Source organism: Pseudomonas reidholzensis, assembly GCF_900536025.1.
GTDB classification, from domain to species: domain Bacteria; phylum Pseudomonadota; class Gammaproteobacteria; order Pseudomonadales; family Pseudomonadaceae; genus Aquipseudomonas; species Aquipseudomonas reidholzensis.
Genome location: NZ_UNOZ01000030.1, coordinates 194883 through 218714 on the forward strand (window position 1 = coordinate 194883; position 23832 = coordinate 218714).

19 protein-coding genes are annotated in these 23832 nt (G+C 65.2%); 13 read left to right on the plus strand and 6 right to left on the minus strand.

Annotated features, from left to right (window positions below):
* Nucleotides 1-3: 3 nt before the first annotated feature.
* Both CCOS865_RS20500 and gspE read right to left on the minus strand, forming a co-directional pair.
* Nucleotides 4-1203, minus strand: a complete 1200-nt coding sequence (locus CCOS865_RS20500; protein ID WP_119144221.1) for a type II secretion system F family protein — start codon at nt 1201-1203, stop codon at nt 4-6.
* 1 nt (nt 1204) lies between these two features.
* Nucleotides 1205-2896, minus strand: coding sequence for a type II secretion system ATPase GspE (gene gspE / locus CCOS865_RS20505; protein ID WP_119144223.1), 1692 nt, complete (start codon nt 2894-2896; stop codon nt 1205-1207).
* Between the two features lie 483 nt (nt 2897-3379).
* Here gspE and CCOS865_RS20510 point away from each other — a divergent pair, with 483 nt between their 5' ends.
* Together CCOS865_RS20510 and CCOS865_RS20515 are read left to right on the plus strand one after the other, a co-directional pair.
* Nucleotides 3380-3625 (plus strand): hypothetical protein, encoded by a 246-nt coding sequence (locus CCOS865_RS20510; RefSeq protein ID WP_147406527.1) that lies wholly within the window; start codon nt 3380-3382, stop codon nt 3623-3625.
* Nucleotides 3626-3722: 97 nt separating this feature from the next.
* On the plus strand, nt 3723-6362 hold the full coding sequence (locus tag CCOS865_RS20515; protein ID WP_244216163.1) for a beta-glucosidase: 2640 nt from the start codon (nt 3723-3725) through the stop codon (nt 6360-6362).
* 34 nt (nt 6363-6396) lie between these two features.
* On the opposite strand, the gene CCOS865_RS20520 is transcribed toward CCOS865_RS20515, so the two are convergent.
* Nucleotides 6397-7041, minus strand: a complete 645-nt coding sequence (locus CCOS865_RS20520; protein ID WP_119144230.1) for a TetR/AcrR family transcriptional regulator — start codon at nt 7039-7041, stop codon at nt 6397-6399.
* Nucleotides 7042-7115: 74 nt separating this feature from the next.
* Nucleotides 7116-8459 carry an MATE family efflux transporter gene (locus CCOS865_RS20525; RefSeq protein WP_119144232.1) on the minus strand — a complete coding sequence of 448 codons (1344 nt, stop codon included), beginning with the start codon at nt 8457-8459 and terminating at the stop codon, nt 7116-7118.
* Nucleotides 8460-8699: 240 nt separating this feature from the next.
* On the opposite strand from CCOS865_RS20525, the gene CCOS865_RS20530 reads away from it, so the two are divergent.
* From CCOS865_RS20530 to CCOS865_RS20575, 10 genes are all read left to right on the plus strand, one after another.
* The gene (locus CCOS865_RS20530) at nt 8700-10427 is read left to right on the plus strand and encodes a HAMP domain-containing sensor histidine kinase (RefSeq protein ID WP_119144234.1); all 1728 of its coding nucleotides are present in this window, start codon (nt 8700-8702) and stop codon (nt 10425-10427) included.
* Between the two features lie 7 nt (nt 10428-10434).
* Nucleotides 10435-11781: a sigma-54-dependent transcriptional regulator gene (locus CCOS865_RS20535; protein ID WP_119144236.1), complete on the plus strand. Its 1347-nt coding sequence runs from the start codon at nt 10435-10437 to the stop codon at nt 11779-11781.
* A gap of 227 nt (nt 11782-12008) precedes the next feature.
* Nucleotides 12009-13331 carry an ABC transporter substrate-binding protein gene (locus tag CCOS865_RS20540; RefSeq protein WP_119144238.1) on the plus strand — a complete coding sequence of 441 codons (1323 nt, stop codon included), beginning with the start codon at nt 12009-12011 and terminating at the stop codon, nt 13329-13331.
* A 27-nt stretch (nt 13332-13358) separates the two neighbouring features.
* On the plus strand, nt 13359-14693 hold the full coding sequence (locus tag CCOS865_RS20545; protein ID WP_119144848.1) for an ABC transporter substrate-binding protein: 1335 nt from the start codon (nt 13359-13361) through the stop codon (nt 14691-14693).
* A gap of 67 nt (nt 14694-14760) precedes the next feature.
* Nucleotides 14761-15660, plus strand: a complete 900-nt coding sequence (locus CCOS865_RS20550; protein WP_119144240.1) for a branched-chain amino acid ABC transporter permease — start codon at nt 14761-14763, stop codon at nt 15658-15660.
* The gene (locus CCOS865_RS20555) at nt 15660-16619 is read left to right on the plus strand and encodes a branched-chain amino acid ABC transporter permease (RefSeq protein ID WP_119144244.1); all 960 of its coding nucleotides are present in this window, start codon (nt 15660-15662) and stop codon (nt 16617-16619) included. Before CCOS865_RS20550 ends, CCOS865_RS20555 begins: the two co-directional genes overlap by 1 nt.
* The gene (locus tag CCOS865_RS20560) at nt 16616-17386 is read left to right on the plus strand and encodes an ABC transporter ATP-binding protein (RefSeq protein ID WP_119144246.1); all 771 of its coding nucleotides are present in this window, start codon (nt 16616-16618) and stop codon (nt 17384-17386) included. Before CCOS865_RS20555 ends, CCOS865_RS20560 begins: the two co-directional genes overlap by 4 nt.
* Entirely contained in the window at nt 17383-18030 is a 648-nt protein-coding gene (locus CCOS865_RS20565) for an ATP-binding cassette domain-containing protein (RefSeq protein ID WP_119144248.1), read from the plus strand. Before CCOS865_RS20560 ends, CCOS865_RS20565 begins: the two co-directional genes overlap by 4 nt.
* A 5-nt stretch (nt 18031-18035) precedes the next feature.
* Entirely contained in the window at nt 18036-19190 is a 1155-nt protein-coding gene (locus tag CCOS865_RS20570; protein WP_119144250.1) for an iron-containing alcohol dehydrogenase, read from the plus strand.
* 10 nt (nt 19191-19200) lie between these two features.
* A complete protein-coding gene (locus CCOS865_RS20575) occupies nt 19201-20355 on the plus strand; it encodes an iron-containing alcohol dehydrogenase (protein WP_119144252.1) in 1155 nt (384 codons plus the stop codon).
* Between the two features lie 89 nt (nt 20356-20444).
* Here the strand turns inward: CCOS865_RS20575 and CCOS865_RS20580 are convergent, their stop codons facing one another.
* On the minus strand, nt 20445-21332 hold the full coding sequence (locus CCOS865_RS20580) for a TauD/TfdA dioxygenase family protein (RefSeq protein WP_119144254.1): 888 nt from the start codon (nt 21330-21332) through the stop codon (nt 20445-20447).
* A gap of 90 nt (nt 21333-21422) precedes the next feature.
* Here CCOS865_RS20580 and CCOS865_RS20585 point away from each other — a divergent pair, with 90 nt between their 5' ends.
* Nucleotides 21423-22220 carry an IclR family transcriptional regulator gene (locus tag CCOS865_RS20585; RefSeq protein WP_244216164.1) on the plus strand — a complete coding sequence of 266 codons (798 nt, stop codon included), beginning with the start codon at nt 21423-21425 and terminating at the stop codon, nt 22218-22220.
* Here the strand turns inward: CCOS865_RS20585 and CCOS865_RS20590 are convergent.
* The gene (locus CCOS865_RS20590) at nt 22185-23828 is read right to left on the minus strand and encodes a rhodanese-like domain-containing protein (RefSeq protein WP_119144258.1); all 1644 of its coding nucleotides are present in this window, start codon (nt 23826-23828) and stop codon (nt 22185-22187) included. The two genes, CCOS865_RS20585 and CCOS865_RS20590, sit on opposite strands and share 36 nt — an antisense overlap.
* Between the last annotated feature and the right edge of the window lie 4 nt (nt 23829-23832).

A 23832-nucleotide genomic window follows, 5' to 3' on the forward strand; every position in this document is an offset into this window, starting at 1 on the left:
TTCCTAGATATTGCTGGTCAGGCTCATCAGCGGCAGCATGATGGCGAGCATGATTGCCGCCACCATGACCGCCATGACGATGGTCAATGTGGGCACCAGCGCCGCCAGCAGGCGGTCGATGGTGCGTTTGGCTTCGAGGTCGTAGACATCGGCGACCTTGAGCAGCATGGCGCCGAGGGTGCCCGACTGTTCGCCGACCTCGATCATCTGCAGCGCAAGCTCCGGCAGCAGGGCCTCGCCGGCCAGCGCGTGGGTCAGGCTGCTGCCCTGCCGGACCTGCTCGGTGGTGTGCCCGACATGCTCGCGCAGGGCGTGATTGGCACTGACTTCACGGCCGATCGCCAGCGCGCCGAGGAGGCTGACGCTGTTGCTCAGCAAGGTCCCGAGGGTGCGCGCCAGGCGCGCGGTTTCCAGCCGCTGGAGGAGCGGGCCGAACAGGCCATTGCGCCACAGGCGCAGGTCCTGGGCGATGCGCCGCTGCGGGTTGCGCCGCGCCGCCAGCCACAGCCAGGCGCCGCCCACAAGCCCCATGAGGCTGGCCAGGCCCCAGGCATTGACGAACTCACCCAGGGCCAGCACGGCCTGGGTCACCCACGGGATGGGCACGCCCAGGTCCTGGAAAATCGGCACGAACTGCGGCACCACGTAGGCCAGCAACAACGCCAGCGAGCCGATCACGCCGATCACCAGAAACGCCGGGTAGATCAGTGCGTTGATGACTTCGCCGCGCAGCGTGTGGCTCTGCTCCAGGTAGCCGCTGAGCTGCGCCAGGGTCACCTCGAGCACGCCGCCGGCTTCTCCGGCACGCACCAGGCTGGTGTAGAACGGCGAAAAACTGCCGGCGTGCTGCTCCAGTGCCTGGGACAGTGGCAGGCCCGCCTTGACCTGGTCGCGCACGCGCTCCAGCACCGCTCGGGCGGCGGGCCTGGGCTGGTTTTTCAGCACCGTGCCAAGGGCTCTGTCGAGCGGTTGGCCGGCGCTGATCAGGGTGGTCAGTTGCTGGGTGAGGGTGATCAGCTCAAGCGCCTTGAACACGCTGCGCGCCTTGCCCGGGCGCAGCAGGCGGCCGCCTTGCGTCAGGCTCAGGACCAGCAGGCCGCGGCGTTGCAACTGGCGCGCGGCGCTGTCGTGGTCGCTGGCCTGCAGTTCGCCGCGTTCCTTGCGGCCCTCGGCGTCCACTGCGCTGTAGGAAAACACCGGCACGTCAGTCACCCCCCGTTACACGCAGCACTTCCTCGAGCGAGGTGATACCGGCCAGGGCCTGGCGCAGGCCGTCTTCATAGAGGGTCACCAGGCCCTTGCTGCGGGCGCTGGACTCGATCGTGGCCGCGTCGGTCTGGCGCATCAGCAGGGCGCGCAGGTCTTCGTCCATCACCAGCAGTTCGGTGATCGCGCTGCGCCCATGGTAGCCGCCGCCGGGGGCCTGTTCGTCGGGGCGATACAGCATGATCGGCCGCTGGGCGGTGAAGCGCGCCAACTGATGGCGTGCGATCAGCTCGGCCGGGGCCTCGAAGGCGATCCGGGTGGCCGGGTCGAGCTTGCGCACCAGGCGCTGGGCGAGGATGCCCTGCAGCGTCGAGGCCAGCAGGTAGCCTTCGACGCCCATGTCGAGCAGGCGGGTGATGCTCGCGGCAGCACTGTTGGTGTGCAGCGTGGACAACACCAGGTGACCGGTCAGCGACGACTGGATGGCGATGCGGCAGGTTTCCAGGTCGCGCATCTCGCCGATCATGATCACGTCCGGGTCCTGCCGCACGATAGAGCGCAATGCCGTGGCGAAGCCCAGGCCGATCGCCGGCTTGACCTGGATCTGGTTGATCCCGCTCAGCTGGTACTCGACCGGGTCTTCGACGGTGATGATCTTGCGCTCGGCAGTGTTCAGGCCCGACAGCGCGGTGTACAGCGTGGTGGTCTTGCCCGAGCCGGTTGGGCCGGTGACCAGGAAGATGCCATGCGGGCGGGCCAACAGCTGCTCGATGGTGCGCAAGGTGGCGCCGTCGATGCCCAGGCTGGCGAAGTCGAAACTGACCGTTTGCCGGTCGAGCAGGCGCATCACCACCGACTCGCCGAAACTGGTCGGCACGGTCGATACCCGCAGGTCCAGCTCGCGGCCCTGGATGCGCAGCATGATCCGCCCGTCCTGGGGCAGGCGGCGCTCGGCGATGTCCAGCCGGGCCATGATCTTCAGCCGCGAGATCACGGCAGCCGCGTAGCCGGTGGGCGGGGCCTCGCCTTCGACCAGCACGCCGTCGACCCGGTAGCGCACTTTCAACTGGGTTTCGAAGGGTTCGACGTGGATGTCCGAGGCGCGGCGGTCGACGGCGTGCTGCAGCATGAGGTTGACCAGGCGGATCACCGGCGCCTCGGAGGCCATGTCCTTGAGCTGCTCGATGTCGCCCTCGGCGACGGCGTCGTCGTCCAGGGTCTGGATCAGTGCGCCCATCGCCGAGCGGCCGGCGCCGTACACCTGCTCGATCAGCGCGGTGATTTCATCGTCGGTGGCGATGACCAGCTCCAGCGCTTTGTGTGCCTGGTAGGCCAGCGCGGCAAGGGCGTAGGCCGACAGCGGCACCGCGGCGGCCACGCGCATATGGCTGGCGCTCTCGCTGAGGGTGACCACCCCGTAGTGGCGGGCAAACCGCTCGGTGGCCACCGGGGGCGTCTCGACCGGGTGCGCCGCAAGCCGGGGGGCGCCCAGCAACTGGGCGTAGGCCATGGCCATCTGCTGGTCTTTTACCGCGCCGAGGCGCAGCAACGTGCGCAATGTTTCGTCGCCGTCAAACCCTTGGGCCACACCCAGGCGGGTAGCACGACTCATATCGGCAGGTTGCAATGCGCCACTATCGAGCAGCCACTCAGCAATATCATCAGCCGTTGGAATGTTTAAGTTTGTCATGATGGCGTTGTGCAAGTGCTGGCTATATAGCGGCGCATTGCAAGTTACTAAGTCTGAAGGTGGCCGGAGAATACGACGTTATGTTTGCAGGCGCAACAGAGTATGTTTTTAGCCTTTTTGCTTAAACTTGAGGTGGCTGTTTTGAGCAGCGCCGGGAGCATATCAGATCACTAAACCTAATGGCAACTAGGTTTAGTGATTGGCTGGATATTGCAAATAATCCGATAAAAACGCAGCGATACGCTAATAATGCGGCGTCTACTGGTGTATCTGGCTAGCTGTTGGTGAGTAAAGCGCTTCAAAGCGGTTCACAAACGCTGTGCAATCTCAGTAATAAGTCGCTCTTTTGATGTTTTATTTAATGCCGGCCGACTATTTTTTCACGCGACCTTGAACTTTTTCTGCAACTGCTCAGACTTACCCGCCGGCCTGACCCTGTTTCCGGCCCGATAACTCCTGCTTCCTTTTCCAGAGAACTATTCGATGAATGGACTACTGCTGTCGTGCGCCTGTTTGGCGCTTATGGCCACTCAAGTATCTGCCTTTGCAGACGCTGTCAGTGCCCCCGCGCAATCTTCAGCCTATCAAGCTGCCCGCGAACAACTGGATACCCAGCGCGAGCAACTGTCCGGGGTGGCCAGCGTTGCCCAGGACACGACCGACGCCAACGCCTTCGTCGACAGCGCGGTAGACACCAGCGATGCGCCCGTGCTGGTCAGCCAGCCTTGAGGCCGACCGACCGTCGCCTTTCTTCCCGCTCATAAGGATTCACCCCGTGAAACATTTCAAACAGACCCTGGGCCTGAGCCTGCTAGCGCTCAGCGTGATGCAGGCTTCGGGCGCCTTTGCGGCCGCGCCTGCCGTCGGCAACGAAGTGGAGGCCCGTGTCAGCTCCATCCTCGACAACATGAACAGCGCCGAGAAGATCAACTTCACCCGGGTCAACGATGGCCACATGATCCCTTCGCTGCTCAAGTGGGGCATCAAGGGCACCGTGGCCTACGACTCGTCGATGGGGGTGCACGTCAACAACGCCACCTTTGGCGCGCAGTACCCGTCGCAGTCGGCCCTGGCGGCGACCTGGAGCATCAACCGGGCCAAGGAGTTCGGCCTGGCCATCGCCTATGAAACGCGGATTTCCGGCGGCCAGCAGATGCTCTCGCCCGGGGTCAACCTCTACCGCACGCCGTACAACGGTCGCTCGGCCGAGTACGTCAGCGGCGAAGACCCGTTCCTTGGCGCGGTGCTGGCCCCGGCCATCGTCAACGCCATCCAGGCCCAGGGTATCCAGGCCAGTGGCAAGCATTACCTGGCCAACGAGCAGGAAGCCAACCGCCAGGCGGTCAACGTCGTCGCCGACGAGCGCACGCTGCGCGAGCTGTACCTGCCGGGCTTCGAGTCGATGGTCAAGAACGCCAATGTCGCCTCGATCATGTGCGGGTTCAACAAGGTCAATGGTGACTATGCCTGCGAGAACCATCACCTGATCACCGAAGTGCTCAAGGGCGAGTGGGGTTACCAGGGCACCGTGATCAGCGACTTCAACGCGATTCATGATGCGTTCAAGGGCGCCTGGGCCGGCACCGACCTGGACATGCCGTCGGGCCTGCAGTTCACCGAGGCCAACCTGTTGCCCTATGTGTGGAGCGGCCAGCTGACCCAGAACGTGATCGACGACAAGGTCAAGCGCAACCTGCGCGCCGTGGTCAGCTACGACTTCCAGGAAAACCTCAATACCGCGCAGACCCTCGAGCACACCGAGTACGGCCAGCGCGCCGCGTTGAACGCCGCGCGTGAAGGCATCGTGCTCCTGCGCAACGCCGACACCGCTGCGGGCAAGCCGTTGCTGCCGTTGGCGCGCTCGGCGCGGATCGCCGTGATCGGCGACTGGGCCAACCAGGCGCCGGCGTCGCCCTTCGGTACCGCCAACTCACCGCCCAACAGCTATGTCAGCGAACTCAGTGGCCTGCAGCAGATGGCCTCGAACAGCAACAACGTGACCTACCTGTCGGCGCTGAGCCTGAACCCGAAAGCGTCGGTCTGGTACCAGCCGACGTCGGCCAACGGCAGCGTCAGCAACGCTGGGGTCAAGGCCGAGTACTTCAGCAACAGCAACCTCAGTGGCGACCCGGTGGTGACCCGTGTCGAGCCAGGGGTGAACCTCAACTGGACCACCAGCAGCAACGAGACCAACAGCGGCACCACCGCCGTGTCTGGCTTCAGCCCGACGGCCGGCGCGTTCTCGGCGCGCTTCAGCGCGACGATCAAGCCGACCATTTCCGGTGCCCACGTGTTCAAGGTGCGTGCCGATGGCCCGTACAAGCTCTGGGTCAATGATCAGCTGGTGGTGGAAAGCGACGGCGTGCCGTACTCGTCCGATGTGGTCAACGCGTTGACCACGTCTGGCAAGAGCGCCGCCCTGGTGGCGGGCAAGGCCTATACCGTCAAGCTCGAATACCGCCGTGTGCAAGGCAACTTCACCCCGGCACTGGGTGGCCTGGCAGGGGTTCAGATGAGCTGGGCGTCGTTGCGTGCGCCGAAGGACCTGGACAAATACGATGCCGTGGTGATCGCCGCAGGCACCCATTACGAAAACGAAGGCGAGGGCTCCGACCACGGTTACGCACTGCCGGACCAGCAGGCCGAGCTGATCAACTTCGTCGCCCGGGCCAACCCCAACACCATCGTCGTTACCCACGGCGGCGGCGTGGCAGACATGCAGCCCTGGGCGAAAAAGGTCGGGGCAGCGTTGCACGCCTGGTTCCCGGGCCAGCAGGGCGGTCAGGCGCTGGCCGAGATCCTCTACGGCAAGGTCAACCCGTCGGGCAAACTGCCGGTGACCATCGACAAGCACATCGAGGACAACCCGAGCTACGCCTCCTACCCGGACCCAGCCGCCTACCGGGGTGACACTGCGCTGACCGAGATGACCTACAGCGAAGGCCTCTACATGGGCTACCGCGGCTACGACAAGAAGCACGCCAAACCGCTGTACCCGTTCGGCTTCGGCTTGTCGTACACCACCTTCAGCTACGCCGACCTGAAGCTGTCGTCCAATGTCATGACCCCGGGCAACACCGTCGACGTCAGCTTCACCCTGACTAACACCGGTGACAAGGCAGGGTTCGAGGTCGCCCAGCTGTACATCCAGCCGATCGATGCGCAAGTCGATCGTCCGCGCAAAGAGCTCAAGGGCTTCACCAAGGTGTGGCTGGAGCCGGGCCAGAGCAAGACGGTGAGCCTGCCGATCGACGCGCGCTCGCTGGCGTACTTCGTGCAGAACACCGACAGCTGGGACGTCGATGCCGGCAAGTTCAAGGTCTGGGTTGGCCCGGACTCGGAGCACCTCAGCCTGCAGCGCACCCTGGTCACGCTGATGCCGCAGCACCTCACCACCCGTGACAGCAACCCGCTGCCGCTGCCGTTGCGTGCGGCGGTGCAGGTCAGCGAGTCGCAGGCCTACTGAGGCAGGGCCGGCTCAGCGTTGAGCCGGCAGCACGTCACGCCCTGATGGCAGGGGCGAGGCGTTGCAGGTAGGCGTCGAAGGCCGCTTCGACGTCGACCTGCTCAGGGTCGCGCAACCACTGCAACTGCAGGCCGTCCATGACGGCGAAGATCTCGGTCGCCAGCAGCTTCACGTCCACGTGCGCGGCGATCTCCCCACACTCGACCAACGACCCCAGGTGCGCCTGCGCGTGGGCGTGGGTCAGTTCGAACTTCTCCTTGTACCAGGGCCAGGCCGGGTGTTGCTCCGACAGGCTCTCGACGCTGATCATCATCGCCGCCTGACATTCGCGCAGGTCGTGCACACTGAACCGCATGCTCATGCGCACGAACGCCAGGAAGTTTTCCAGCGTCGGCGCCATCTCCAGCGTGGCGAATTGCTCGGTGACCCGCTGATCGCGGCGATCGAGCAGGGCGCGCAGCAGCGACACCTTGTTGGGAAAATGGTGCAGCAGCCCAACCGTGGTGATCCCGGCGATTTCGGCGACGTCGCGCATCGACGCGGCGCCATAGCCATCCTTGGCAAACACGGTCGTCGCCGCATCGAGCAACGCCGCTCGGCGCATCTCGCCCTTGGGCGCCCGGCGACGCTTGGTGGCGGGGGTGCTGGACGATTCGCTGTCGTGATCCTGAACTGACATAAACCAACTTCACGCTGTAGGGAGGGGGCGCCGGTTCTCGGGGAACGGCAGAGGCGTCGATTATTGCAAAAGATCTAGGGTTCGTGCGCCCAGTATGCGCCGCGGCGGTTGATCCACACCGCGGTGGCCACCGAGGCCAGGGCGACCAGCGCGTTGCCCAGCCACATCCCCAGCATCACGCCGCTGGCCGCGAAGTGCGCCGCACCCAGGGCAACGAACGGCAACGTGCCCACCGACGCGCGCAGCCAGGCATAGAACGTCACCCACCACACCTGCCCGCGGCTGATGAACACCGAGATGGCGATGAAGTCCAGGCCGATCATGATCCACAGTGCCGGGCCGAAGCGGCACAAGTCGTCGATCAACGCTTGCCCCGGCCCCGACAAGGCAAAGACGTGGCTGAGCCAAGGCGCGGCGATCGCCAGCACTACCCAGGCCAGCAGGCCGTAGCCGATCACCAGCCGGCTGGCACTGTGCAGCGCGGCCCGGGTACGCGCGCTGCGGTGCGCGCCGAGGTTTTGCGCGAGGATCGGCACCAGCGCGCTGGGCAAGGCGAAATACAGGCAGTAGGTGATCTGCAGCACCCGGTCCATCACCGCCATGCCGGCCATCACCGACACCCCGAACAGCGCCAGCTGGGCCATGGTGTAGGTCAGCGCGAACGGGGTGGCCAGGTTGGCCAGGGTAAACGGCAGGGCAATGCGCGCGATTCGGCCGCCATACAGCCGCAGCAGGCGGATCCGCACACGCGCCGAAAGCCCCAGCTGGGCCCTGACCTGGTGCAGGCCGAGCAGGCAGCCGAGCAGGCTGGCGACCAGGCACGAGATGCCCGCGCCCAGCAGCTTCAGGTCGAAGCCAAAGATCAGGATCGGGTCGACGACGGCGAGGCACGCCGCACTGCCCAGCACCACCGCCAGCGCGCGCACGCTGTAGCCATGCGCCCGCAGCGCCTGTGCGCAGGCCTGGGTAAGCGCCATCAGTACCGACGCGACCAGGGTCATGGCAATGAATTGCCCGGCAAGTGCCGAGGCGGGCGCGTCGACACCGATCAGGCTGGCGAAATAGTCCAGGTAATACCACTGGATGGCCGACACCGTGGCAGAGACCAGTGCGGCCAGTAGCAGCATGTGCGTCGCCAGGGCGGGCAGCGACGCGCTCGAACCTTGGCCGACCCTGCGTGAAATCATCGTGCCGGCGGCGACCGTGATGCCGGCCACCAGGCTCGAATTGAAGAAGGCCAGGGTCTTGGCGATGCCGACGGCGGCGATCAGCGCCTCGTCATGCAGCAGGGCGACGTAGGTCAGGGTGAGGATGTCGGTCAGGAAGATCGCCAGCAGGCTCAGGGCACTGGTGAACGCCATGACGCGCACGTGATGGGTGAGGGAGCCATGGGTGAAGGTGGCGGCAGGGTTGGTCATTGAGCGAGTGCCACGGGCGGCGCCTGGTGCGGCACCGGTCCGGTGCTCGGGGAAAAGCCGGGGAGGGTAGCGCAAACCCCGGATCAGGACCAGCGACCTCGGACCTTTGGTCGTCCGGCCTGGGTGCACACCTGGCAAACCGCCGAGCCCGCTATGAGGTTAGCTCAAGTGTGCATGGACAAGCGCGGTGCCGGGTCCTTATGCTCCGCCGACATCACATGAAAAATAACTACAAATTCCATGGATATCGAACTCCCCGCGAGCGCCTTCTGGCGTCGCCTGGCCCGGCCGCGTCGCAGCCTGGTGGCACGCTACACCCTGCTGTCGATCGTGGTCATGAGCGTGGCGCTGATCACCTTGGCGGTGCTCTATGAACAGGTCGCCAAGGACCTGCTCAACCGCCTGACCGGCGAACGCCTGGATGCCCAGGCGCTGTCCACGGCCAACCGCTTGTCGTCGTTTCTCGACGACCGCTTCTACCAGCTCTCGGCCCTGTCCAATCACCCCAGCATGCCCGAGTTCATCGCCGACCAGGCGCACCCGGCCGGCGATGTCGAGGCGCTGCTCAAGCTCGAAAGCGAACTGCCGTTTCTCTACGGCGTGCTGTTTTTCGACGAACACGAGCGCCTGCTCAAGGTCATGCCCGGGCAGGCTGCCTCCGGGGCGCCGTACTGGGGGCGCGAAGGCTGGTCGCTTGCCGGGCTGGCGCGGCAGAAGGTCGGTGATATCGAGGTGATCGGCCCGATGCTGCCGCATGCCGGGCGTTCGGGCTGGCTGTTGATCCGCAAGACCATCCGCAACGGCCGCCAGGATCACCGCGTCAGCATCGGCCTGCACTTGCGCCTGGCCTCGCTCAGCGAACTGCTGGTCAGCGCCGGCCTCAACGGGGTGGTCACGCCGCTGCTGCGGGTGCCGGGCGGGGCATTTATCGATGCCACCGGGCGCCAGGTCGAGGCCCCCGCCGAGTGGCGCGAAGGCCCGGTGATCCTGCCGGGCTGGCAGGTGGTGTTCAGCGTGCAGCCCGGGGCCGTGCTGAAACCGCTGGATGACGCCCGTTGGTGGCTGTACCTGGCGGCCGTCGGGTTTATCGGCTTTATCCTGATCGTCTTCTTCACCCTGTCGCGCCAGTTGCGCGCGCGGGTCGGCTCGCTGGTGGACGGGGCCCATCAACTGTCGTCCGGCGACCTCGGCTATCGCCTGCCGGAGCAGCCGCATAACGACGAGATCGGGCGGGTCACCCGTGCCTTCAATGTCATGGCCGGGCGCTTGGCCGATGTCATGGAGCGCACCGTGCGCGCCGAGAACCTCGCCGTGCTCGGCACCTTCGCCACCGGCGTCGCGCATGAGGTGCGCAACCCGCTGGCGACCATGAAAACCACCGTGCAGGCATTGTTGCGGCGTGAGCAGGAAGCCGAGCGGCGCCTGCTGCTGAGTGACCTCTGCCAGGAAATCGATCGCTTGTCGCACGTCACCAGCGACCTGCTCGAATACGGCCGGCCACACCCGGCCGTGCCCCAGGTCGTCGACCTGGCCACACTGCTCGCGCACATTGAGCGGCGGGTCGCGCCCGAGGCCGCCGCCAAGGGCATCGGCTTTTCCAGCCACTGCAAGCCCGGCCTGCAGTTGCTGGTCGACCCGGACCAGGCCCAGCAGATCCTTCTCAACCTGTGCCTGAATGCGCTCGAAGCCAGCGCGCCAGGCCAGTCGGTGGTGCTCGCCGGCCAGGCGTGGGGCGAGCGGGTCTGCGTGACCGTGGTCGATCAGGGCTGCGGCATCCCCGAGGCGGCGTTGCAGCAGGTGCGCCAGCCGTTTTTCACCCTCAAGGCGCGCGGCACCGGGCTCGGCCTGAGCATCTGCCAACAACTGCTGGAAGCCAATGGATCGCGAATGGAACTCGCCAGTACCCCCGGCGAGGGCACGGTGGTGACCCTGGACTTTCCTGCGCCCGCAGCGACTTATCTGAAGTGAGCGACCGATGTCTGAAATACATGTACTGATCGTCGATGATGAACAGGCGCTGGTGCGCTCGCTGAGCTACGCCCTGCGCGGCGAAGGCATGCTGGCGCAGGCGGTCTACAGTGGCGAGGAGGCGCTGGCACTGGTGGCCGACAGCCGCGTACGGGTCGATGTCGTGCTGCTCGACCTGGGCCTGCCGGGCATCGACGGCATCGCCACCCTCGAAGGCCTGCGCAAGTGCCGGCCGAACCTGCCGGTGATCATGATCTCGGCCCACGGCGATACCCGAGCGGCGGTGCAGGCGGTGAAGGGCGGGGCGACCGACTACCTGACCAAGCCGTTTGAGCTGGACGACCTGCTGAGCACCCTGCACGCCACCCTCGAGGTGCCAGGCAGCGTCGCCAGCGCGCCGGGGGAGCAGGGCAGCCTGCTCGGCCAGAGCCTGGCCATGGGCAACCTCAACGCCGCGGTGCAGCGCATCGCCCGCAGTTCTGCCACGCGGATCCTGCTGCTGGGCGAGTCGGGTACCGGCAAGACCCTGGTGGCCCAGGCGCTGCACGCCAACAGCGTGCGCGCCGGGCAGCCGTTTATCGAGGTCAACTGCGCGGCGCTGCCGGAGCAATTGATCGAAGCCGAGCTGTTCGGCTCGGAAAAAGGCGCCTACACCGGCGCTCACCAGAAGCGCGTCGGCCTGGTGACCCAGGCCCACCACGGCACGCTGTTTCTCGACGAGATCGGCGAACTGCCGTTGGCCCTGCAGGCCAAGCTGCTGCACTTTCTTGAAAACGGCAGCTACCGCGCGGTGGGCGCGGGGCAGGCCAGCAGCGCCGATGTGCGGGTGGTGGCGGCGACCAACCGCGACCTGGCCGACGATGTGCGCCAGGGGCGCTTTCGCGAAGACCTGTTCTACCGCCTCAACGTCATCACCGTCGAGATCCCCGCCCTGCGCGAGCGCGGCGACGACATCCTGCTGCTGGCCCGGCATTTTGCCGCCCAGCAAGCCCAGGAAGAGCAGGTCGCGCCGATCCAGTTTCAACCCGACAGCGCCGCCGCCCTGGTGCGCCACCGCTGGCCGGGCAATGTCCGCGAGCTGAAGAACCTGGTCGAGCGGCTGACCATCCTGCTGCCCGGCCAGGCCATCGGCAGCGCCCAGTTGCCGGCGCACCTGCAGTCCGCTGAGCCCGCGCCCACCAGCTTGTCGGCCCTGGACGACCGGCTCGAGCGCGCCGAGCGTGAACTGGTCAGCGATGCCCTGAGCCGCAGTGCCGGCCACAAGGGCCTGGCGGCCGATCTGCTGGGGATCTCCCGGCATGCCCTCAAGCGCCGCTTGCAGCGCCTGGGCATCGAGCGCGGCGATGAGCGCTAACCGCTCAACCGCGCGCGCAGGCTGAGCGCAAGCCGCTCAACAGCCCGCGCAAAACGCCGAGCGACACTCGCTGCGGCGCCCGAAAAATCCGCTATCAACCGCGTAAAGCCCCGTCCCAGAGGGCTTTCGTGGTATTTCATACCCCGTGCGCGCAAGGCTGGCACAGCCTTTGCGATACCCCATTGGCTGACCAACAAGAGGCGTCCACGAACGCCCCAAGGGATTCTATGCAACTGCCGTTTTCTCACCTGACTGCCGCTGTCGCCCTGAGCGGCCTGCTGCTGGCTCACGCCGCGACCGCCCACGCTGGTCGGGTAGAGCTGGGCGCGCCGGCCGGCCAGGCCGACCTGACCCTCGGCTGCCTGTACCCGATGACCGAGCGGGCGGCGATCTACGGCCAGGACAGCATCGCCGGCATCCAGGTCGCCTTGGCCGAGGTGCAGGCGCAACGTGACGCCGGCCAGCAGGTGCCGCGGCTGCGGGTGATTATCGACGACGACCAGTCCAAGGCCTCCTACGGCACCAGCCTGGCCCGCGCGTTCATTCGCCAGGACGGCGTGCAGGTGCTGTGCGGCATGGTCTCCAGCGGTGTGGCGATGTCGGTCAGCCAGCTCGCCCGGGAAGAGAAAGTGCTGATGATCGGCACCGACCATGCCTCGTCGCGCATGACCCTCGAGAACGGCCACCGCTATTACTTTCGCGTGACCAATGACACCTGGACCTCGATGGCCGCCGGGGCGCATTACCTCAAGGCGCTGCAAGCCAAGACCGGCTGGAAACGCCTGGCCTTCATCGGCCCCGATTATGAATACGGGCACGTCTCGCGGGACGACCTGCACGAAGCCCTGCGCCAACTGGGCGTGCAGTTCGACGACGTCACCGAGCTCTGGCCGCGCCTCTACGAGCCGGACTACTCGGCCTACATCGCCGCGCTGCAGCAGGCCAAGCCGGACATCATCGTCTCGGCCCTGTGGGGCGGTGACTTCCATGCCTTCGTCAAGCAGGCCGCCGGCACCCGGCTGTTCGAGACCTCGCGCCTGGCCAACTTCGACACCGGCGGCAACTACGACTTCCTGGTCTCGCTCGGTGACCAGGCGCCGCCGGGGCTGATCCTCTCCGCCCGGCACCACAACAACTGGCCGCAGACGCCGCGTAATCAAGCCTTCGTCGAGCGCTTCCACACGCTCACCGGCCGCTACCCGACCTACGCCGCCGAAGGGGCCTACAGCGGCGTGATGGTGCTGGCCAAGGCCAGCCAGAAGGCCGGTGGCGCCACCGACACCGAGTCCCTGGTCGATGCCCTCGAAGGGCTGGAGATCGCCTTGCCCGAAGACCCGCCGGGCTTTGTCTCGCGCATCGACCCGCAGACCCACCAGATCCTCCAGGCCCAGGCCATCGGCACGCCGGTGCGCAACCACGATTTCCCGCCCGCGCAACTGATGCTCGGCGACTGGGCGGTGTACTCCGCCGAGGACCTGCTGCCCGACCCGGCCGTGCGTGCACGCCGGCAAGCCCCGCACACCGCTGAACCCGAGGGGCACGCCCCTTAGCGATGACAACCCGCAATGGAACTGACCATGAACAACTATAAGAACAGCGTCCCGCACTACCGCAAAGCACTGCCCCTGGCCCTGGCGATCGCCACGGCCGGGCTCACCACCGCGTTCACCGGCGCCGCCATGGCCGCTGAAAACGGCAAGTTCCGTATCGGCGTGGTGACCTTTCTCTCCGGCCCGGCCGCCGGCCCGTTCGGCGAACCCTCGGCGAATGCCGCCAAGGTGCTGGTCGAAGCGCTCAACAAAGGCAAACTGCCCGCGCCCTACGACAAGCTGGGCATCAATGGCGCCGAAATCGAGATGGTGATCATCGACGAGGCCGGTGGCGCCGCCAAGCAGGTAGAGGAGTTCCGCAACCTGGTGCAGCGGCAGAAGGTCGACGCCGTGGTCGGCTACATCTCGTCCGGCGACTGCCTGGCGATTGCGCCGGTGGCCGAAGAGCTGGGCGCAATGACCGTGTTCTATGATTGCGGCACCTCGCAGCTGTTCAGCGAAGACAAGACCCCGCAGTTCGTCTTCCGCACCAGCCTCGACGCCGCAGTGGACAACATCGGCGCCGCCCGTTACCTGGCCAAGACCCGCCCCGACGCCGTACGCGTCGGCGGCATCCAGCAGAACTACGCCTGGGGCCAGGACAGCTGGAACGACTTCGTCCTGTCGATGGCCCAGGTCATGCCGAAAAGCCAGGTCGTCGAGTCGCAGATGCCCAAGGTGTTCCAGGGCCAGTACGGCGCTGAAATCTCGGCGCTGTCGGTCAAGCGCCCAGAGATCATCCACTCCAGCTTCTGGGGCGGTGACATGGAGGCCCTGGTGCTCCAGGCCAACTCGCGCGGCCTGCTCGAAGACGCCACCGCCGTGCTGACCTGCGGCGAGTCGGCCCTGGCGCGCTACAAGGATCAGGCGCCGAACGGCATGATCATCGGCGGTCGCGGGCCGTTTGGCGCCTTCGCCCCGCAAAACCCCCTCAACAACTGGTTCACCGAGGCCTATCAGTCGGCCTACAAGGCCGCGCCGACCTACCCGGCAAGCAAGATGGCCCAAGCCATCCTCGGCCTGAAATTCGCCGCGGAAAACGCCAAGGCCGAACCCGGCAAGGTCCCGGCACCGATCGAAATCGCCAAGGCGTTCAAGGGCGCCACCTTCGAGTCAGTGTCTGGCACCGTGCAGATGGCCCGCGCCGGTGGCCACCAGGCCATGCAGGGCATCGCCTACGGTGAGTACCACTACGACAAGGCGAGCAAGCAGGGCAGCGTGCAGAACGTCATCGCCTTTGCCGGCGAGTGCGTGACCCCGCCAGACGGCACCAGCGCGCACGACTGGATCAAGGCCGGCTTCCCCGGCGCGCAGTGCAACTGACCGCATTGCCCACCTGACTGCTCGTGGCGGCCGCCCTCGGCCGCCACTCTTGCCAAGGTAGAACCTTATGCTGAGTGTTTACGCGGTGCTGATCGACGGCGCCATCTATGCCTCGTGGCTGTTTCTGGTCGCGGCGGGGCTCACCGTCATCTACGGTGTCATGCGCATCCTGAACATGGCCCATGGCAGCTTCTACGCCATCGGCGCTTATGCCGCCGCCTCGTTGGTCGGCTGGTATTTCAACAACGGGGTCGGCCCGGTGTGGGTCGGTTACCTGATGATGCTCGGCTGCGCGCTGGCCGCCGGGCTGGTGGTCGGCCTGCTGATCGAACGCGGGCTGCTGCGCTTCATGTATGGCCGCGATGAAGTGCTGATGGTGATCATCACCTACGCCTTGCTGTTGATCCTGGAAGACGCCATGAAGATGATCTGGGGCGTCAACCCGTACTTCGCCTACCAGCCCTACGCCGAAATGGGCCGCAGCGTGCTGGCGGGGCTAAAAGTCTCCAACTATGACCTGATGCTGGTCGGCGTGTCGCTGGTACTCGGCTTCGGCCTGTGGCTGTGGCTCGAGCGCACCCATCAGGGCAAGGTGCTGCGGGCGGTGATCCATGACCGCGAAGTGGCCCTGGCGATGGGCGTCAACGTGCGCCGGGTGTTCACCCTGGTGTTCGTGCTGGGCACCGTGCTCGGCACCCTGGCCGGCGCACTGACCGCCCCGGCGATCTCGGTAGCCCCCGGCATTGGCGTGGAAATCATCGTGCTGGCTTTCGCCGTGGTGGTGATCGGCGGCATGGGCAGCATCGAAGGCGCCGCCCTGGGTGCCTTGCTGGTCGGCTTGAGCCGCGCCGCGGCGGTGCACTACGCGCCGCAATTCGAACTGTTTGTGATCTATGGCGTGATGGCGCTGGTCCTCGCGGTGCGTCCGCAGGGGCTGTTCGGCCGCGTGCTTGCGAGGAAAATCTGATGCGCCTGGATAAAACCGAACTGATTCTGCTCGGCGTCGCCGTGGTGCTCGCCGCCAGCGGGCTGATCGCGCCGCAATGGCTGGTGTTTCTGCTGACCATGGCCTTGGCCAAGGCGATGGTGGTGCAAGGTGTGGTGATGCAGATGCGCGCGGGCCTGGTGACCTTTGGCCAGGGCCTGTACTTCTGCATCGGTGGCTACGCGGTGGGCATGAGCGGGCATTTTGCAGGCATCAGCGATTTGCCGACCTTGCTGCTGATCGGCGTTGCCGCGGCGGTGGCGCTGGCGATGATCCTCGGCCTGCTGATGACCCGCTACCGCGAGATCTTCTTCGCCATGCTGTCGCTGGCGTTCTCGATGATCCTCTACGGCATGCTGGTGAAAAGCCCGGCCCTGGGCAGCACCGACGGCTTCAACGTCAAGGCCTGGACGCTGTTCGGCTGGAGCCCGGCGGCAGGCCAGGCGCCGCTGGCGCTGTTCGTCATCATCGTCGCGGTGTCGGCCGTGCTCGGCGTGCTGCTGCACCGCTATGGCCGCAGCAGCGCCGGGGCGATGTGCGAGGCGATCCGCGAGAACGAAGTTCGGGTCGAGTACCTCGGCCAGTCACCGCGCTGGGTGCTGTACATGAACTACGTCGCTGCCGCGGCGGTGTCGGCCCTGGGCGGTGGCTTCATGGCGCTGTCCGCCGGCCATATCGACCCGGAAATGGCCTACTGGATCACCTCCGGCGAGTTCGTCTTCATCGCCTTGCTCGGCGGTACCGCCCACGTCGCGGCGCCGATCATCGCCGCGGTGCTGTTCGCCGTGGTGCGCACCTACGCCATCGAGCTGGTGCCGCACAGCTGGCAGATGATCCTCGGCATCACCTTGCTGGCGATCATCGTGTTTCTTCCCAAGGGCCTGTGGAGCCTGTTCAGTGGTCAGGCCCGCAAGGCCAAGGCAGTGGAGGCCAAGGCATGAGCTGCATTCTCGAAACCCGTGGGCTGTACAAGGAGTTCGGCGCGGTGACCGCCGCCAAGGACGTCAACGTCAGCATCAGCAAGGGTGAAGTGGTCGGCGTGATCGGCTCCAATGGCGCCGGCAAGACCACCTTCATCAACATGGTCACCGGCTACCTCAAACCGAGCCGTGGCGAGATCCTCTTCAACGGCCAGTCGATCATCGGCCGCACGCCGCGGGCGATCACCCGCGCCGGCATGGCCCGCTCGTTCCAGGTCGCCCAGCTGTTCCCTGAACTGCCGGTGCTGGACAACCTGCTGATCGCCCTGGCCGGCGCCGAATCGCCGTTCCCGTCGCTGCTGCGGCCGCTGCGCAACCCCGCGCGGATCGCCCGCGCCGAGGCGATCCTCGGCGAGTTCAGCATCCTCGCCTGGCGCGACAGCAAGGTCACCGCCGTGCCGCAAGGCGTGCGCAAGCTGATCGACATCGCCATGGCGCTGATCGGCGACCCGCAGATGCTCCTGCTCGACGAGCCCACCAGCGGCGTCAGCGCCGAGGAGAAGACCCAACTGATGGACACGGTCATGCAGGTGGTGTCGCGCCACCAGGTCACGGTGCTGTTCGTCGAGCACGACATGGACGTGGTGCGCCGCTACGTGTCGCGCATCCTCGCCTTCTACAGCGGCGAAGTGCTGGCCGACGGCCCGCCGCAAACGGTATTGGCCAACGCCCGGGTCCAGGAGCTGGTGACCGGCGGCCAGCGCGCACACAAGGGGGCAAACGCATGAGCCTGGAGATTCGCAACCTCAACGTCGCCATCGAGTCGGTGCCGATCCTGCACGATGTCTCGCTGCAGGTCGGTGCCGGCCAGATGGTCGGCCTGATCGGCCATAACGGCGCGGGCAAGACCACCCTGATCCGCACCCTGATGGGCCTGCTGGACGCTACCTCGGGGTCGATCCACTTCGCCGGCGCCGACCTGCGTGCGCAACCGGGCCACGAGCGCGCGGCGGCGGGTATCAGCTACCTGCCCGAAGACCGCCGGCTGATCCCGGCGCTGACGGTGGAGGAGAACATTCTCCTGCCGGTGTGGGCCAACAAGCTGCCGGGCAGTGCCGAGCGCCTCGAGTGGGTATACAGCCTGATCCCGGAAATCGCCCAGTTTCGTGAACGCCGCGCCATGCAACTGTCCGGCGGCCAGCAAAAGCTGGTGGCCCTGGCCCGGGCCTTGATGCCGGGCAACCGCCTGCTGATCCTCGACGAGCCGTTCGAGGGCGTGGCGCCGGTGCTGTCGCGCCGGCTCAGTGAAGTGATCGCTCAGCTCGGCCAGCAAGGCCTGTGCGTGCTGATTTCCGAATCCGATGACACCCATTCCGCTGACCTGGTCGATGCGCTGTACCGCATCGAGCGTGGCAGCGTGCGAGCAGGATAACCGCCATGTCGACCTTTACCTTTGAAACCACCCCGCGGGTGATCTGCGAAGTCGATGGCGCCTTGCGCCTCGGCAGCCTGTGCCGTGAACTCGGTGCCGAGCGCGTACTACTGGTCAGCGACCCTGGCCTGCAACGCGCCGGCCTGCTCGAGGCGCCCATGCAGGCGCTGCGCGACGCCGGTGTCAGCGTGACCCTGTACAGCGACGTGCAGGCCGACCCGCCCGAGGCCTCGGTGCTCGACGCCGTGGCGGCCGGGCGCAACTGCCAGGCCCAGGCGGTGATCGGCCTGGGCGGCGGCAGCTCGCTGGACACCGCCAAGCTGGTGGCGCTGCTGTGCGGGCATGAGCAGGCGTTGCCGGACATCTATGGCATCAACCTGGCCAAGGGGCCGCGCTTGCCGTTGATCCAGGTACCGACCACCGCCGGCACGGGCTCGGAAGTGACCGCCGTGGCCATCGTCACCACCCCCAGCCACGAGAAGAAGGGCGTGGTCAGCCCCTTGCTCTACCCCGACATCGCCTTGCTCGATGCACGCCTGACCGTCGGCCTGCCGGCCGCGGTGAGCGCCATGACCGGTGTCGATGCCATGGTTCATGCCATCGAGGCCTATACCAGCAAGCACAAGAAGAACGTCCTGTCCGACGGTCTGGCCTTGCAGGCGTTGCGCCTGTTGGGCGGCAACCTCGACCGGGTGCTCGCCGAGCCCGGCGATCTGCAGGCGCGCTCGGACATGCTGCTCGGCTCGATGCTGGCCGGCATGGCCTTCGCCAACGCCCCGGTGGCGGCGGTGCACGCGCTGGCCTACCCACTGGGCGGGCACTTCCATGTGCCGCATGGCTTGAGCAACGCGCTGGTGCTGGTGCCGGTGCTCAACTTCAACCGCAGCGTGGCGCAGCCGTTGTATGCCGAACTGGCCGCGACCGTGCTGCCGGGCCAGCGCTTCGATACCCCGGTGCTGGCCTGCGAGGCGTTTATCGCCTTCATGACCGCGCTGGTGGCGCGCATGCCGTTTGCCCAGCGCTTGGCAGAGGTGGGCGTGACCCCAGCGGACCTCGATCGGCTGAGTGACGACGCGATGAAAGTCGAGCGCCTGCTGATCAACAACCCGCGCCCGGTCACCCGTGCAGACGCCCGCGCCATCTATGCCTCGGTGCTGTGAGGAGATCGTCATGAACCATGAATTCAGAAGTGTGCCGCATATCGTCTGCGAGGCGGGTGCCTTGCACGGCATTGGCCAGGTGTTCGCCGGGCTTGGGGCGCGGCGCGTGCTGCTGGTGTGCGACCCCGGCATCGTCACGCTCGGCTTCGCCGGCAAGGCCTGCGCAGCGCTGGAAGCCGCGGGCTGCAGCGTCAGCGTATTCGACCAGGTGGTGGCAGACCCACCGGCGGCGGTGGTCGAGCAGGCGGTCAGCCAGGGCCGAGCCTTCGAGGCGGACGGCGTGTTGGGGCTGGGCGGCGGCAGTTCGCTGGATGCGGCCAAGCTGGTGGCGTTGCTGATCAACAGCGAGCAGCCATTGGCTGACCTCTACGGCACCGACAAGGCGCGCGGTCGGCGCTTGCCGTTGGTGCTGGTGCCGACCACGGCAGGCACCGGCTCGGAAGTGACCTGGGTGTCGGTGATCACCGATGCGCAGCAGCGCAAACAGGCGGTGTATTCGGCGCAACTGATGCCGGACGTGGCGGTGCTCGATCCCGAGCTGACCCTGGGCCTGCCCGGTGGGATCACGGTGGCGACTGGCCTGGATGCGATGGTTCACGCCATCGAAGCCTATACCAGTCGCACGCGCAAGAACCCGATCTCCGATGGTCTGGCCACCACCGCGCTGCGCCTGCTGGGCGGCAACCTGCGCAAGGTGCTGGCCGATGGCAGCGACGTCGCCGCACGCTCGGCGATGCTGCAGGGTTCGTTGATGGCCGGCATGGCATTCGTCAATGCCTCGGTGGCGGCAATCCATGGCTTGGCGTACCCGTTGGGGGCGCGGTTTCACATCCCGCATGGGCATGCCAATGCGCTGGTGATGGCACCGATGCTGCGCTTCAACTTGCCGGCGGCGCAGCGGCTGTACGCGGAGCTGGCGGGGCACCTGTTGCCGGAGGCGGTGTTCGAGGACGAGGGGAGGGCGGCGCTGGCGTTTGTCGAGGCCATCGAAGCGTTGGTTGCCGACAGTGGGTTGGAGACGCGGTTGTCCAGGCTGGGGATTGATGAGGCAGCGCTACCGGCGATGGCGGCGGATGTGGTCAACGGGTTGCAGCGGTTGATCGACAGTAATCCGAGGGACATGACGCAGGCCGAAGTAGAGGGCATTTATCAGGGCATTTACTGAGGCTGGAGGCGACAGGCGGCGGCCCTGCCGCCACTTGCTTGCGGTGGCCGTTGTGACACCATTTCTGGGGAGATGGCCGCGATAATCTGTTAAAAACGCCCGTCGTGAGCAAGCGTCACACGGTGGATTCGTCGCCGCTGTGCGCCGTAATCCCTCGATGCGTAATGCTGAACCTGTCGATTGTCCCAAATCGCTACATCTCCGGCTTGCCAGTGGTGACGCAGTTGAATCTCCGGTGTTTTCAGCAAATCGAACAGGAGGTTCAGCAAACCCTGGCTTGCTGTGCGGGATACCCCCAGAATATGGCTGGTGTGGCCCTCATTCACAAAGATCATCTTTTTGCCGTTCTCTGGGTGGGTCTTGATGACCGGAACTTCGATCGGCAAGTACCGCTGTAGCCCGTCACGCAGCCGTGCCAAGCTTTCTGCTTGTTCAGGCATTGCCGGGTCGGCTCGATAGCCCTGGAGCAGATCAGTGAGGTGAGCGCGTTTGGGGGCGACTAGAAATGTGTGCACCGCCTGGAGCTTGTCAAAGTACCTGGCGAGGTCGACATCGAGCAGCTCGTACGCAGCGGTAGCTGAAACCCACAGGGTATCGCCCCCACCGTTGGACGGCACGTCGATCGCATGCAACATCGTCGCTTTTGGAGGCTCATGTTGCCAGGATACATCGATGTGCCAGTTATCCGTCCCCCCCGATGGGGTCTTGCCCGAGTGTTCAATCACCTCTACTTGAGACGCACTGGAGTGCCCGTCCAAGTAGAGGTTCTTGCGCTCGGGCCGGCCGAAGATGCAGGCGGCCTCCACGAGTTGCGCAGGGGTGAGGTGCTGCTTGGGGAAAAAAAGTACCCCGTGTTCCAGCAGCGCCTGATTAAGTAGAACCCGCTGGTCTTCACTCAGGACAAGGCGCAGGTCACAGCCCTCAACCCGGGCACCCAGATTCGGCAGGTAGCGCTGTACAAACCAACGTTCAGACATTTCCCGTACTCCTGATTATCAGCGTCATGATGCATCCTTGGATATGGTAATATTTTCCCATTTTTAATAATGGCGAAGCGGCTCGTGAACATGCAAAGCAAGTCAAAAGCGGAACGTGACTCTGGATCATTGGCCCGTGGGTTAGCGGTACTTCAGTCAGTTGTGGCTGCAATGCGCCCCGTTACACTCTCTGAGGTGAGCGAGAACGTCGGTTTGCCGACCAGTACCTGCCACCGGCTGCTGCTCGCGTTGGTCGACAGTGGGCATGTCTTCAAAATGGACGCGTCTCGCTACTGCCCGAGCCCGCGCTCGCTTGCGCCACTGCCGCTTGATCATCCCTTGAATATGCTCCGACGCGATGCAGGCCCTCTGCTGATGAACTTGCAGCATGAGCATGGTGCGTCGGCGCTTCTGATCCTGTTTATCGGTACCTCGCGTCTGATCGTTGATTTTGTCCCCGGTGGCGGGCACCTCGCTCCTTATTTCAACACGCTCGTTGAGTCGCCACTCCATGCATCGGTATCCGGCAAGCTGCTGCTCGGCGCGTTACCGGTGGAGCAGCGTGAAGCCCTGCTGGGTGACAAACCACTGGAGCGTTGCACCCGGTTCACCCAATGTGATCGCGAACTGTTGACCCAGGAACTTGATCAAGTATCTGACTGTCACCGGGCGCTCAATATCGATGAGCATCTGGTTGGGATTCGAGCCGTGGGTGTGCATCTGATGACTCCGTCCCAAACTGCTGTAGGCGCCTTGGTGCTTTCTGGCGCGGCGCGGCTTTTCGAGGACCGTACGCAAGCAATGCTGGAGGACCTCCAGCAAGCGTCTCGGTTGCTCAGTGATACCGCGCAGTCAATGCGCGCCGTAGCTCGACTGCTGAATGTCTGATCGGGCAATAGATGCGCTTAGATCAATACCCACACCGCGTTCGTTTCTGAGTTTCGCAGCGAGGTCCACTTCCCACTCCAGGTAGTCATTGAATTTTCGGTTGCGCTCCTCGACGGTTCTGAACACGTAAGGCCCGTGCCATTCATCAGCCTCACCACTCAGAATTCCTTCGTATCCCTCGGCAGTGGGCAGGGCGCGGGCAAACCACTGGTGTGAGCCACCCAGCAAAACGCGAACCGCTGTGCTGCGCCGCTGCTCCAGCTCTTGCGCGACGCTTGCTGCCAGAATGCCGTCAGCCGAGAGCAGCACGACCGTCTCTTCCTTCGATCGCGAGGCTAGCCAGGTCTGCAGTTGCCCTGGAGCGATGAAGAGGGCGTCCTCGACATGGCGGTCAATGAACGCGACGCTGCTGTCGATATCGACCAGGGTGACCTGCTCGCTCTCCCGCCTGGTGAGCACTTCGTCGATAGTGATCCAGGGCACCGGGTGACTGTAGGCCGGGCGGACGATACTGGCCGGGGCGCCGGATTCCAGCCGTTGCGGAGAAGAAGGTATGCTCCAGACATAAACATCGAGACCTAACTGCGCCAACCAGGCCGCGGTGGTCAATGCCCTGACCCCATCCCAATCGGCTAACACGATTGCCGCCGCACGAACACCGATGAACTCATCGCTTGCCTGGACCAACTGGCCGCCCACTGCCCATCGCCATCCGGGAAGATGTCCACTGAGGTATTCTTCGCGGCTTCGTACATCGAATCGGTAAACGGTGCGCGAGGGGTCCTGTTCCAATGCGCTCAACTGTGCATCATCCAGGACCCTCACATTGGCGCGATCAGCCACCGCTTTTGCGCGTACCTGAGCGCGTTTCAAATTTTCGCCGCTTGGTGAGGGTGCCGAGCGATGGCGTCCATGACGCAGGGTGTCGCCATTCATCAACCAGGCCATTGTGCCATCCTTGAGTGACACCACGGGATTGGGTATGCCCGCATTGATCAGGGTCTGCGCGCCGACGATGCTTCGCGTTCGCCCAGCACAATTGACTACTACCAGCGTTTCGTCGTCAGGCACCACTTCATCGATTCGGTAGACAAGCTCTGCTCCCGGGAGGTTGTAGGCGCCTTCCAGGCTAAAGTCGGTAAACTCTTCACTGGTGCGGCTGTCGATGACGACCAGACGATCGCCATTGTCCAATCTGCGCTTGAGTTCTGCCGCCTCGATGGAGGGCGTACCCAGGCAGTGCTCCAGTAGTTCGCCGAATGCCTTGCCGAGTACGTTCGTGCCTGAGTACAAGGGTAAACCCGCGTGCTCCCACCCCTGGATTCCCCCTTCGAGGATGCGGATGTTGCTGTAGCCCAACCGGGCGAGCTTGCTGGCGGCTGAGTGTTCGATCTGGCCATCACCGACCAGCACTACTGGTACATTCAGGCGCGGCACAAGTAAATCGATGACCAGCTCCAGCCGCCAGAACGGCGCAGAGGTCGCTAACAGTAGATGATTGCGCGCGAAGATCCCGTTTTCACGTACATCGAGTAGCGCTACCTCTTGCCGTGTATCCAGCATTAGTTGGAGTTCAGCCGCAGAGAGGGTGGGGTATTGATCGCACATTACA